Origin of the sequence: Bacillus taeanensis (assembly GCF_003318295.1) — a bacterium.
In the GTDB taxonomy this organism is placed as follows: domain Bacteria; phylum Bacillota; class Bacilli; order Bacillales; family UBA6769; genus Maribacillus; species Maribacillus taeanensis.
Genome location: NZ_QOCW01000016.1, coordinates 54,188 through 66,616 on the forward strand (window position 1 = coordinate 54,188; position 12,429 = coordinate 66,616).

Below are 12,429 nucleotides of genomic sequence, written 5' to 3' on the forward strand. Positions count from 1 at the left end.
CAGTTTGTTGTATACGGTATACAGCTGGGGGGAGTATAAAAAATGATTAAACTCATTATTGTGGACGATCATGCTGTCGTTCGATCTGGACTTAGGATGCTTCTAGACGGCAAAAACAATATCGAAGTTCTTGCGGAAGCTTCAGAAGGTGATGAAGCGATCAAAAAAGCTGTAGAGCTCAAGCCGGATGTTGTATTAATGGACTTAAGCATGCCTCATGGCAAGGACGGATTAACGGCCGCAAAAGAATTAAAAGAGCTTTTACCTGATACCGCAATTCTTATTTTAACGATGCATGATGACGAAGAATACTTATTTCAAGCCATTCATGCCGGTGCTTCTGGTTATGTGTTAAAAAGCGCTCCTCATGAAGAACTTCTTTCGGCTATAAACATGGTTTCGAGCGGGAGCGCCTATTTAAATCCGATTGCGACAAAACAGCTGATGGGTGAATATATGGAAAGCTTTAAAAATGGTGGAAATTCAAGCTCCTTACATTCGCTGTCTAATCGGGAGACAGAAATATTAGAATGGATTTCGAAAGGTTATACAAATAAAGAAATTGCTGAAAACCTTGTGATTAGTGTAAAAACGGTTGAAACACATAAAAGTAACTTAATGGAAAAACTCGGCTTAAAAACAAGACCAGAATTAGTGAAGTATGCGTTAAAGAAAGGACTGCTCAATTTTGACTAAGGGAAATCATTTTAATCAGCAGTGGAAAGCAATCGGAAAAAATGAAGAAGACCTGCTGGAGCAGCTTGACCAGCATATTACAAACCCTTCATTTCGCGTTGATTTAAAACACGCACTAAAAGAACTAACAGATCTTAAGTTTGCTTTAGATGAATCTTCCATTGTTGCGGTAACCGATCAAAAAGGCAGTATTCAATATGTAAACGATAAGTTTTGCCAGATCTCAAGATATTCCCGTGATGAACTGCTCGGACAGGATCACCGCATTATTAATTCTGGTTATCATAACAAAACCTTTATGAGAAATTTATGGCGCACCATTTCCTCAGGCCAAGTTTGGCAGGGTGAAATTAAAAATAAAGCAAAAGATGGTACCTATTATTGGGTAAATACAACAATTGTACCTTTTTTAGATGACAACGGACATCCCTATCAATATTTAGCAATACGAAATGAAGTGACAAAATTAAAGCACGTGGAAGAAGAATTAAAAGTAATGATGAACCGCGTAATGAGTATTCAAGAGGAAGAACGGAAACGCTTTTCCCGCGAGCTTCACGACGGAATTGGTCAAAGTTTATTTTCTTTACTTATTCAATTGGATCAAATGATCAGTGATCAAAAAAGCAGCGAAAAACTTGAAAAGCTCCGCAATGATGTGTCATTTATTATGGAGGATGTACGCAGCTTAGCTTGGGAACTTCGCCCATCTGTTCTAGACGATCTCGGTGTTGTTCCCGCTATACGTAAGTACATTGATAATTTTTCGAAGCACTATGGAATTTCCGTTCAGTTTACCTGCGATTGGAAAAAGCGCCTTCATATCCAAAAAGAAACAGCCATTTATCGTGTGATTCAAGAGGCACTCACCAATATCGGCAAATACGCAGATGTAGCTGAAGCAAACGTTACGTTAAAGGAAACAGACACACATGTAGTCGTCGATATTATTGATAAAGGAAAAGGCTTTATCCGAGAACATGATGGCAATGGTGTTGGCCTGTTTAGTATCGAAGAGCGCGTTCGAGGAATTGGCGGACAAGTTCAGATTGAAACAGCTCCAGGACGAGGAACTGCGATTACGCTCACTGTACCGAAATAATTGAATAAATACCTGCCTACTTGGTGTAAGAAAATTTGATAATAAACAACTTAAAAAGCGGCTGACTCTAAATAGAGTCAGCCGCTTTTTAAGTTTAATAGCTAATTTTACGTTCGTTTACAGCCTTTTACAAACCTAATGAAATGTATTTCACTTCTAAATAATCTTCAATGCCGTAATGGCCACCTTCACGTCCAACACCGCTTTGTTTAAATCCACCAAATGGCGCCTGTGGTGTGGAAGGAAGCCCATCATTTAAGCCGATGATTCCATATTCAAGCGCTTCAGTAATGCGGATGCCGCGCGAAATGTTTTCTGTGAACACATAAGCCGCGAGACCATAAATTGAATTGTTCGCACGCTCAATCGCTTCTTCTTCTGTTTTAAAAGAAGTGACTGGTGCTAGCGGTCCAAATGTTTCTTCAACCATACACGTCATGTCATCATGCACATTTGATAACACAGTTGGTTCCATATATAAGCCTTCTTTTATTTCGCCGCCTGTTTCGATTTTCGCTCCCTGCTTTACAGCATCCTCGATTTGTTTCTTCACTTTTTCAACAGCCGCTCCGTCGATAAGAGGACCTACCTGTACCCCTTCGTCAAGTCCATTTCCTACTTTAAGTTCATTTACTTTCGGAACAAGCTTTTCAATAAATGATTCATAAATCGATTCATGCACGTAAATACGGTTTGAACAAATACACGTCTGTCCGGCATTACGGAATTTTGAATTCACGACGCCTTCTACCGCCTTATCTAAGTCAGCATCATCCATAATAATAAAAGGGGCATGACCGCCAAGCTCCATCGATACTTTTTTTACTGTTTGGGCTGAGCCTTTCATTAATTCCTTTCCAACTTCAGTGGAACCTGTAAATGTGATTTTACGTACGCGCTCGTCTTCAAGCCACACTTGACCAATTTCCTTCGAGCTGCCTATTACTAAATTAACAACGCCTTTTGGAATACCAGCTTTCTCCGCAAGTTCGACCATTTTAATCGCTGTAAGCGGTGTTAAATTAGCTGGTTTAATCACGACTGTACATCCCGCCGCTAAAGCTGGTCCAACTTTACGCGTAATCATTGCCGCAGGGAAATTCCATGGTGTAATCGCCGCGACAACACCAACAGGCTGTTTATTGACGAAAAGACGCTTATTTCGTTGTGCTGCTGGAATTGTTTCACCATAAATTCGTTTTGCTTCTTCTGCGTACCAAGAAAAGAAACCATTCGCATACGTCATTTCTCCAAGCGCTTCTTGAAGCGGTTTCCCCTGCTCGGTTGTCATCGTTTTCGCGAGTTCTTCTTTGTTTTCATTAATTAAATCATGCCATTTTCGAATCAGCTCTGAACGCTCATACGCTGAATACTTTGACCATTCTTTAAACGCTTCATGCGCTGCATCAACTGCCTGCTTCGCTTCTTTTGCGCCTCCTTTTGGTACCGTGGCGATGATCTCGCTTGTTGCTGGATTTGTTACTTCAACTCTTTCAAAATCTTGTCCAATCCATTCACCGTTAATATAGATGCCGTAATTTTGCATAGTGAAACTCCTCTCTTGTATGTATAATGCTTTTCTATTCCTCACTTCTACACCTTTCGATAATTTTTTTTATATTCCTCTTATTCTTGTTTATTAAACGTTAACTTTCTGCATAACCATGTAGAAAAAACATTATAAAACATCAAAAAAGGAGCTACCTTTTTAGGCTAACTCCTTTTTTGTCTTATTAACTATTAAGCTTTAAGCTCGATACTAGGATCTACTTCCTGATCATAATCAATTCCTTCTAACCCAAAACCAAACAATCTTAGGAACTCTGAACGATAGCCTTCAATATCGGAAATGTCCTCTAAGTTCTCTGTATTCACTTTTTCCCATAAAGCAGCCACTTCAGCTTGAATATCTTCTTTCATTTCAAGATCATCGACACGAATGCGGCCCTCTTCATCGACTGGAGTTTCTCCTTCAGTGTAGAGACGCTCCGCAAACAAGCGGTACATCTGTTCAATACATCCTTCATGAAGATCTTTCTCTTTCATCACTTTGTAAAGAAGTGAAATATAAAGCGGTACAACAGGAATCGCCGCACTTGATTGGGTAACTAACGCTTTATTAACAGAAACAAACGCGCTTCCGCCAATACTGCTTAAATACTGATCCAATTCGTGAGCGGTTTTTTCAAGATGGTCTTTTGCTCTGCCAATTGTTCCATCACGATAGACTGCTCTCGTAATTTCAGGGCCGATATAAGAATAAGCAACAGTTTTTGCTCCTTCAGCTAATACACCAGCTTCATTTAATGCTTTCATCCACATTTCCCAATCTTCTCCGCCCATTACAGCGACTGTTTGTTGTATTTCTTCTTCATTTGCCGGCTCAACCGTTACATCGGTTACTTCACCGCTGTGAACATTAACCGTTTTGTTTGTATATGTATTTCCGATTGGCTTAATTACAGAAGAAAAGAGTTCACCTGTACGCGGATGCATTCTTTTTGGGGAAGCCAAGCTGTATACAACTAAGTCAACTTGTCCAAACTCTTCTTTAATTAATTCGATCGTTTCTTCTTTTAACTGATCAGAAAACGCGTCACCGTTAATGCTTTTTGCGACATATCCTGCTTCTCTTGCCTCTTTTTCAAAAGCAATCGTATTGTAATAGCCTGCTGTTGCAGTGCGTTTTTCTGAACCTGGTTTCTCAAAGAAAACACCGATTGTATCAGCGCCTGCGCCAAATGTTGCGGAAATACGAGAGGCTAATCCGTAACCTGTCGAAGCACCAATGACTAATACTTTTTTTGGTCCATCTACTTTCGGCTGTTTTTTCACATAATCAATTTGTTCTTGCACATGCTCGGCACACCCAGCAGGATGAGCGGTTGTACAAATAAAACCACGAATTTTCGGTTGAATAATCATTTTATCAAATCCTTTCTCTATCAAATTTATCAGGTCTATCAATATTAGGCAAGAGCCCGCCACTTCAAATTTCCGTTTAAAAATTAAGTGGTGAGAGTATTGGTATTAGTATAATTGTCAATGAAAAAAGTCCAGCTTTATTTGTAACTATTCTATCTTGTTCTTCATAATCCCTTTATAAAAAAAGATGAAGATGAAAACAAAAAAGAGCTTGGAAAGTTCCAAGCTCTTAAAATCTTTTCCATCAAAATTACTTATTCAATCCACTTCACAATGTCATCATATGGTCTCCGTGTTTTTGGATTTGGCTCTTTCACGCGATAACCGAAGGCAACCATAACAGAAATCGTAAAATGTCCATCTTCTAATAAGCCTTCTTCCTCTAACAATTCATTCATTTTTTCAACACCAAAGCCTTCAATCGGACAAGAATCAATGCCAATTTGCGCGGCAGCTGTCATCATATTGGCAAGCGCTATGTAAGTTTGCTTTGATGCCCAATCATGAAGCGGACGCTCTCCATCAAGCAAATTAAAATCATTTTTTTGAAATTCTTCAATTCTTTGAAGATATTTGGCCATATGATCTTCCGGCAGCTGTTTAATAGTTTGAAAATGATGTCTTAAGTAATCAGAATCATACTTTGTATCAACCTTTGTACGAGCTAAAATAATCACAAAATGACTCGCTTCCGGCAGCTTCCCATACGCTCCCCAAGCGGTATTTTTAATTTTCTCGCGAAGATCAGGGTTTTGTACAACAACAAAGCGCCAAGGCTCAAATCCAAAAGAACTTGGCGATAAACGCGCTGTTTCTAAAATAAACCGAAAATCATCGTCAGCAACTTTTTTGTTTGGATCAAATTCTTTTGTCGCATGTCTAGAGTGGAATGCATTGAGTATGTCTTCTTTTAACACTTCTTTTTCACGCATAATTATAGCTCCTTTTTCTTTGATATGTTCTTTCTTTTTTAAAGTAACATAAGATAATCATTTTTTCATGAAATTAGTATTAGCCAACTGTACTTTTGGATACACCACTTTGTGATCACTAAGTTAACTTTTAAGATCTGCTTACAAAAAACAAATAAAAAAGAGACAGGGATTTTTCCTATCTCTCAAAAAGATTATGCGTAGAAGATCGTGACCTCTGTTACGCTGCTTATGTTGACTGCCTTACAACAAGCTCAATTGGCAGCTCATAATCTTCAACCTCTGCTTTTGAATTGTTCAACATATTAATAATCACTTCGACTGCTTTTTCGCCCATTTCATTTACAGGCTGACGAATGGTTGTTAACTTAGGATCGAGGATTTCCGCAAGCGGCTGATCGTCAAAACCGATAATGGCTAGGTCATTAGGAATCGTGATACCGTGCTCTTTCGCCTCCATCATCATACCGCTCGCAATTTCATCACTTCCTGTAAATACAGCGGTCGGGCGATCAGCTTCATCCATTGATAGAATTTGCTTCATTACTTTTTTTCCATCTTCAATCGTATGCTGATTCACAAACACCCACTTTGGATTAACGGAAAGTCCGGCTTCTTTTAACGCTCTTTGATAACCGTGATTGCGATCTTTGTCCTTACCATCTTCAGCAAACAAGCCGCCTGTACAGTACGCAATTTTTTGATATCCGCGTTCAATTAAATGCTTTACTCCAATATAAGCACCTTTACTTTGATCCAAACGAATCATCGGCACGTCCGCTTCATTGAGATATTCATTACAAAATAAAATCGGACCGAAATTTTTATATGAGCTTATTGTTTCCCAGTCGTTTTCAATCGCCGTCATAATGATCCCGTCAACCTGTTTTGTTTTTAACAAATTTAAAAAAGCAACTTCTTTGTTTTTATCTTCATTGCTTTGCGAAATTAATACTTGATAGCCTTGTTTAAATGCCGCCTGCTCAATCGCGTTCACTAAATAAGAAAAAAACGGGTTCACAATGCGAGGAACAATGACGCCGATTGTGGTCGTGAGCTGGCCTCTTAATCTTCTCGCAGCAGGATTTGGGACATAGCCAAGCTCCTTCATCGCCTTTAATACGATCTCCCGTTTCTCTTTTGACACATAAGGATGATTATTTATCACACGGGAAACGGTTGTTTTAGATAATCCCGTTAATTTTACAACATCTGATATTGTAGCCACTTTGCATCACTCCACCGGCAAAAAATATGAAAACAATTTCATCTTTATTTTAACTTAAGCAAAAATCAAACTTCAATGGCTATTTCAAAAACAAATAAAAAAGGCTATCTTATCTAAGACAGCCTGAGCGGGTAAATTTCATCTCTTTGTTCCATCAGCTATGTTGATTGACGCACAATTAATTCGATCGGCAGCTCGTAGCTTTTGATCTCCATGTCAGGATTTTTCAGCATCTCAATCATTACTTCGATTGATTTTTCCCCTAATTGATCAACAGGTTGCCGAATCGTCGTTAGCTTAGGATCGAGGATTTCGGCAATTGGCTGATCATCAAAACCAATAATGGCAAGATCATCCGGAATTGTTAATCCCTGCTCTTTCGCTTCCATAATCATTCCACCGGCAACTTGGTCACTTCCGGTAAAAATAGCGGTTGGCCTGTCATCCATCTCAACAATTTGCTTCATAATCCGCTTTCCGTCTTCCACTGTATGCTGATCAATAAAGATCCATTTCGGATTCACTTTAATAGCTGCTTCATTTAATGCTTTTTGAAAACCATGATTACGATCTTTCCCTTTTCCCTCGTCATCAAATAATCCACCTGTACAGTACGCAATTTTTTGATGACCTCTTTCAATTAAATGCCTGACACCTAAGTAGGCGCCTTTCACTTGATCTAAGCGGATCATTGGAAAAACGTCTTGATTAACATAATCATTACATAATAGAATCGAACCATATTCCTTATACGACTGGATAATATCCCAATCATTTTCAATAGACGTCATAATAATGCCATCAACCTGCTTTGTTTTTAATAAATTTAAAAAGGCGATTTCTTTGTTTTTATCTTCATTGCTTTGCGAAATTAACACTTGATAGCCTTGTTTAAATGCCGCCTGCTCGATCGCATTGACTAAATAAGAAAAAAATGGGTTCACAATGCGGGGAATAATGACCCCGATTGTTGTGGTTAACTGTCCCCTTAATCTTCTTGCGGAAGGGTTCGGCACATAACCAAGCTCCTTGATTGAGTTCAGAACAATTTCTCGATTTTCTTTTGAAACATATGGATGATTATTTATTACGCGTGAAACGGTTGTTTTTGACAACCCTGATAATTTTACAACATCTGATATTGTAGCCACTTTGGTTCACTCCACCGTCAAAAATATGAAATCAGTTTCATAACTATTTTACCCTAAACAAAAATGATACCTCAACTACTATTTGTTTAAAATTTCTAAACGAAAAGACTGTCCCATCTAAGACAGCCTGAGCGAATGTGATCTCTTCTATTACTTTTTGTGCGTCATCCGTCATTAACTATACTTTTTAAAAATTAGTTTAATTTATATACTCTAGCTTCATACGGCTTTAAAACAATATCGTTACGCTCTTCTTCTAATGTTACTTCATAATTGCTGATTAATAGCTCTGTTGATTTATTTCTTAAACTTGACGGCATCGTGAAACTTGTTTCTTTAGAGAAAAGGTTCGTAATAACAACTGCTATTTCATCGTCTAATGTTCTCGTATACGCATAAACACTGTTATGGTCTTCAAGAATTAGATCGTAACTTCCGTAAATTAGAACATCATTTTCTTTTCTAAGTTGAATGAGATTTTTATAATAATGATAAATAGAATCCGGATCCTCTATTGCCTGCTGGACATTGATTTCCTTATAATTTGGATTTAACTTTAACCAAGGTGTTCCTGTCGTAAATCCAGCATTTTCCTCACTATTCCACTGCATCGGTGTTCGTGAATTATCACGGCCGGTTTTCCAAATGACCTCCATAATTTCTTCATGTGATTTTCCTTCTTCTCGTTCACTTTTGTATAAATTCTTGATCGCTACATCATCGTAATCATCAATTGACTCAAACTTTACATTTGTCATCCCAATTTCTTGCCCTTGATAAATAAATGGTGTTCCCTGCATGAAAAAGTACAGCGTCGCCAAGCACTTCGAAAGTTCATCCCAATAGTTCTCACCGTCACCCCAAGTTGACACAGATCGAGGGAGGTCGTGATTTTCGAGGAATAACGCGTTCCAGCCAATTCCATCTAGCCCTTTTTGCCATTTTGTTAACGTCTTTTTCAGCTCAGCGAGATCAACGCCGCCGTCTGCGCTTTTTCCCCAAAGCTTTAAGTGTTCAAATTGAAAAATCATATTAAACTTCCCGTTTTCTTCGCCAACCCACTCATCAGCTTGCTCGATGCTAACACCGTTTGCTTCTCCGACTGTCATAATATCATAGTGATCAAACGTTTCTTTCTTTAGTTCTTCCAGAAAAACTTGAATGCCATCAATGTTCATATGACCTTCAAAGGACGGTACATAGCGCTTTTTCTTTGGATTTGGTAAATCAGGAAACCCAGGAATTTTTTTAATATGAGAAATCGCATCGATTCGGAAACCGTCAATTCCTTTATCAAGCCACCAATTCACCATTTCATAAAGATCTTTACGAACCTTTGGATTTTCCCAATTTAAATCTGGCTGCTTACGCGAGAATACATGCATATAGTATTCTTCTGTCTTCTCATCATATTCCCAAATAGAGCCGTTAAAGATCGATTCCCAGTTATTCGGTTCTTTACCGCTTTTGCCCCGATGCCAAATATAATAATCTCGATATGGATTGTCTTTTGAAGAACGCGATTCAATAAACCATGGATGTTCATCAGAAGTATGATTAATGACAAGGTCCATAATGAGTTTCATATTTCGATTATGAACTTCCTCTAACAGCTCATCAAAATCAGCCATCGTTCCGAATTCTTCCATAATCCCTTTATAATCGCTAATATCATAACCATTATCATCATTTGGTGAGCTGTAAACCGGACAAAGCCAAATCACATCAATACCTAAATCTTTTAAATAATCAAGTTTTCCAATAACACCGCGAATATCGCCTATTCCATCTCCATTTGAATCCATAAAGCTGCGCGGATAAATTTGATAGGCTGCTGCTTCTTTCCACCATTTTCTCTCCATAATACTCCTCCTCATACTCTCTATTTATCTATTTTTGTATTTATTAATCTGCAATTGATTGCATCGTTAATTTTAAGTACATGCGGTAAAATGCTGAAAAAGAAAGAAACGCAATCAGCGATCCTGAAGCAAAAACAATGATCAACAATGGACCGCTTAAGCTTACATATAAAATAATGCTGCTCGTTATAAACACTGTAAAAAACAAGAGCGGACTTCCAATCGTAATAAGCATTGCTTTCTTTAATAAAGCTCCCAACTTTAAATGATAGTGCGCATTAATTGAAAAATAGTTAATTGTAAAAACAAACAAGACTGCTCCTATTACAATGAACGTAAACATGAGGATGATGCTTTCTTGGCTAAAATAGTAGTAATCAGCGCCCCATACACTCCACATTGCCGTTAAAATCAAGCCGCCTACCATGCTCTTTTTATAGTTTTCTTTATAGTACGTCCAATACAACTTCACTAAAGCTGTACTTTCTTCTTTTACAGTCCAATCTCTTACCGAGGCAAACATCGCCGCTGTTGCAGGAAAAAAGAGAAACGGCGCAAGTAGAATGAAGAAAACGAGTAATAAGACAACCTCTCCTTGTTTTTCTGCAGCGATCATTCCCATTACGATAAAAACGATAGGAAGATTAAAGAAAAGCCACAGCAGATTAATACCTGTAAATCTCATCACCCATTCACTGATACGATAAAAGCCGCCGACACCATTCATTTCTCTTTCTCCTTTCACCATATAATCAATCCATCGATGTGTTCGTTTTTACTTAACTGCCCCTTCAGAAACGCCTTCAATAATTTGCTTTTGCGCGAAAAAGTAAAAGATAATAACTGGAATAATTGCAATCGTTAAGCCGGCAAGTGCTAAATGCCACTGTTTTGTATATTGTCCGAAGAAATAGAACATTTGCAGCGGAATTGTCGCGCTTGCGTCATCTAAAATAAGTGATGGAAGTAAAAAGTCATTCCAAATCCAGATCACATTTAAAATTCCGACTGTTACAGAAATCGGTTTTAATAATGGGAAAATAATGTGCCAAAACACTTGAAACTTATTTGCCCCGTCAACAATTGCTGCTTCATCAAGTGATTTTGAAATCCCTGTCATAGCGCCGTGATATAAGAAAATCGATAAGCTGCAGCCGAATCCTAAGTACATAAAGATAAGACCGGCTTTGTTTAACATGTCAAATTGTCCGAAAAGAGAAACGAGCGGAATCATTACCGATTGAAATGGAATTAACATGGCCGCAACGAAAATTAATAACAATACACCGCTCAGCTTGCTTTTATTTCGCGATAGAGCATACCCTGCCATCGCTGAAAAGAAAATAATAATACCTACACTTAAAATCGTAATTAATAACGAGTTAAAAAGTGATCTCATAAACTCTAATTCCTGGAACGCTTCAACAAAGTTACTTGTCGCTATTGCTTCTGGAAGTCCAAGTACATTCATAAAAATTTCCTTTTTCGATTTAAAAGCGTTGACGATCATTAAATAAAACGGTGCCAGCCAAATTAAACCGAGCAAAAGACCTAAAAGTTCAATGGAAAATAAACTGCTTTTCTTGCCCTTCATTACATTTCGACCTCCCGTTTTTTGTTATAGTAAACTTGTGTAAGGGCGATCGCCGCAACAATTATAAAGAAAATAACCGCTTTTGCCTGCCCGTAAGCCATTTCGTTACTTGAGAATGCTGTTTTGACAATATCCATTGCTACCATTTGGGTTGAGTTATAAGGTCCGCCATTTGTGAGTGATAAGTTTTGATCATAAATTTTAAAAGAAGCCGACAGCGTTAAAAACATGCTGACAGTAAACGCCGGCGCTACAAGTGGAAACGTAATATTGCGAAAACGCTGGAAGCTGTTTGCTCCGTCAATTTCAGCTGCTTCAATTAACTCATTCGGAATATTTTGTAAGTAGGCGATGTAAATAATCATAATGTAACCAGCCATTTGCCAGCATGTTAGAATAACAATACCCCAAAAGCCCGTGTCTGTCGTTGATAACCAGCCGCTTAACGCTTCAATGCCAAGCGCTCTGCCAATATCATCGAATACGCTGATAAAAATAAACTGCCAAATAAATCCTAAAATTAAGCCGCCGATTAAGTTCGGCATAAAGAAAATCGTACGTAAAAGACTGCTTGAGCGGATCTTTCTTGTCACAAGTAACGCAAGTCCTAATCCAAAAACATTAAGTAAAATAACAGACACTACAGAAATCTTTACAGTAAACCAAATCGAATGAAGAAAAATTTCATCTTGAAATAGTCGTATATAATGGTCAAAACCAAGAAATTCTGAAACCGTTAAACCATTCCAGTTTGTAAAAGAATAAACAATTCCGTAAATGAGCGGAGTAATAACAACAATACTTAAAGCAGCGATTACAGGTGCTAAAAACAGCCAAAAGGCCAGATTGCGATTATGCATAAAAATCCCTCCCATGTCGTTCACCATACACAAGTACTAAAACTTAAAATCATTCTTTCTTCTTCTAAAATGACAGCTA

Annotated in this window: 11 protein-coding genes; 2 read left to right on the forward strand and 9 right to left on the reverse strand. The window is 38.0% G+C overall.

Annotation, left to right across the window (positions count from 1 at the left end):
• Positions 1-42: 42 nt before the first annotated feature.
• Both DS031_RS14785 and DS031_RS14790 read left to right on the forward strand, forming a co-directional pair.
• Complete coding sequence (locus DS031_RS14785) at positions 43-696, forward strand: response regulator transcription factor (RefSeq protein ID WP_113806849.1); 654 nt, start codon at positions 43-45, stop codon at positions 694-696.
• The gene (locus DS031_RS14790; RefSeq protein ID WP_113806850.1) at positions 689-1,798 is read left to right on the forward strand and encodes a PAS domain-containing sensor histidine kinase; all 1,110 of its coding nucleotides are present in this window, start codon (positions 689-691) and stop codon (positions 1,796-1,798) included. Before DS031_RS14785 ends, DS031_RS14790 begins: the two co-directional genes overlap by 8 nt.
• 127 nt (positions 1,799-1,925) lie before the next feature.
• Here DS031_RS14790 and DS031_RS14795 read toward each other — a convergent pair whose 3' ends face one another.
• The 9 genes from DS031_RS14795 to DS031_RS14835 all read right to left on the reverse strand — a co-directional run bounded on the left by DS031_RS14795 (position 1,926) and on the right by DS031_RS14835 (position 12,350).
• On the reverse strand, positions 1,926-3,344 hold the full coding sequence (locus DS031_RS14795; protein WP_113806851.1) for an NAD-dependent succinate-semialdehyde dehydrogenase: 1,419 nt from the start codon (positions 3,342-3,344) through the stop codon (positions 1,926-1,928).
• Positions 3,345-3,538: 194 nt separating this feature from the next.
• Positions 3,539-4,723, reverse strand: coding sequence for an enoyl-ACP reductase FabV (fabV, locus tag DS031_RS14800; RefSeq protein ID WP_113806852.1), 1,185 nt, complete (start codon positions 4,721-4,723; stop codon positions 3,539-3,541).
• 254 nt (positions 4,724-4,977) lie between these two features.
• On the reverse strand, positions 4,978-5,655 hold the full coding sequence (locus tag DS031_RS14805; RefSeq protein ID WP_113806853.1) for an NAD(P)H-dependent oxidoreductase: 678 nt from the start codon (positions 5,653-5,655) through the stop codon (positions 4,978-4,980).
• 229 nt (positions 5,656-5,884) lie between these two features.
• A complete protein-coding gene (locus tag DS031_RS14810; protein ID WP_113806854.1) occupies positions 5,885-6,883 on the reverse strand; it encodes a LacI family DNA-binding transcriptional regulator in 999 nt (332 codons plus the stop codon).
• A 158-nt stretch (positions 6,884-7,041) separates the two neighbouring features.
• Entirely contained in the window at positions 7,042-8,034 is a 993-nt protein-coding gene (locus DS031_RS14815) for a LacI family DNA-binding transcriptional regulator (protein WP_113806855.1), read from the reverse strand.
• A 194-nt stretch (positions 8,035-8,228) separates the two neighbouring features.
• Positions 8,229-9,896, reverse strand: coding sequence for a glycoside hydrolase family 13 protein (locus tag DS031_RS14820; protein ID WP_113806856.1), 1,668 nt, complete (start codon positions 9,894-9,896; stop codon positions 8,229-8,231).
• A gap of 43 nt (positions 9,897-9,939) precedes the next feature.
• Positions 9,940-10,623, reverse strand: a complete 684-nt coding sequence (locus DS031_RS14825; RefSeq protein WP_245947447.1) for a YesL family protein — start codon at positions 10,621-10,623, stop codon at positions 9,940-9,942.
• A 48-nt stretch (positions 10,624-10,671) separates the two neighbouring features.
• Positions 10,672-11,490 carry a carbohydrate ABC transporter permease gene (locus tag DS031_RS14830; RefSeq protein ID WP_113806858.1) on the reverse strand — a complete coding sequence of 273 codons (819 nt, stop codon included), beginning with the start codon at positions 11,488-11,490 and terminating at the stop codon, positions 10,672-10,674.
• Positions 11,490-12,350, reverse strand: a complete 861-nt coding sequence (locus DS031_RS14835) for a carbohydrate ABC transporter permease (RefSeq protein ID WP_113806884.1) — start codon at positions 12,348-12,350, stop codon at positions 11,490-11,492. Before DS031_RS14835 ends, DS031_RS14830 begins: the two co-directional genes overlap by 1 nt.
• Positions 12,351-12,429: the final 79 nt, after the last annotated feature.

What these genes read in the sequence shown, in the direction of transcription:
- DS031_RS14785 (WP_113806849.1), top strand. Translation starts at nt 43, where the DNA reads ATGATTAAACTCATTATTGTGGACGATCATGCTGTCGTTCGATCTGGA.
- DS031_RS14795 (WP_113806851.1), bottom strand. Translation starts at nt 3,344, where the DNA reads ATGCAAAATTACGGCATCTATATTAACGGTGAATGGATTGGACAAGAT.
- fabV (WP_113806852.1), bottom strand. Translation starts at nt 4,723, where the DNA reads ATGATTATTCAACCGAAAATTCGTGGTTTTATTTGTACAACCGCTCAT.
- DS031_RS14805 (WP_113806853.1), bottom strand. Translation starts at nt 5,655, where the DNA reads ATGCGTGAAAAAGAAGTGTTAAAAGAAGACATACTCAATGCATTCCAC.
- DS031_RS14820 (WP_113806856.1), bottom strand. Translation starts at nt 9,896, where the DNA reads ATGGAGAGAAAATGGTGGAAAGAAGCAGCAGCCTATCAAATTTATCCG.
- DS031_RS14825 (WP_245947447.1), bottom strand. Translation starts at nt 10,623, where the DNA reads ATGAATGGTGTCGGCGGCTTTTATCGTATCAGTGAATGGGTGATGAGA.
- DS031_RS14830 (WP_113806858.1), bottom strand. Translation starts at nt 11,490, where the DNA reads ATGAAGGGCAAGAAAAGCAGTTTATTTTCCATTGAACTTTTAGGTCTT.
- DS031_RS14835 (WP_113806884.1), bottom strand. Translation starts at nt 12,350, where the DNA reads ATGCATAATCGCAATCTGGCCTTTTGGCTGTTTTTAGCACCTGTAATC.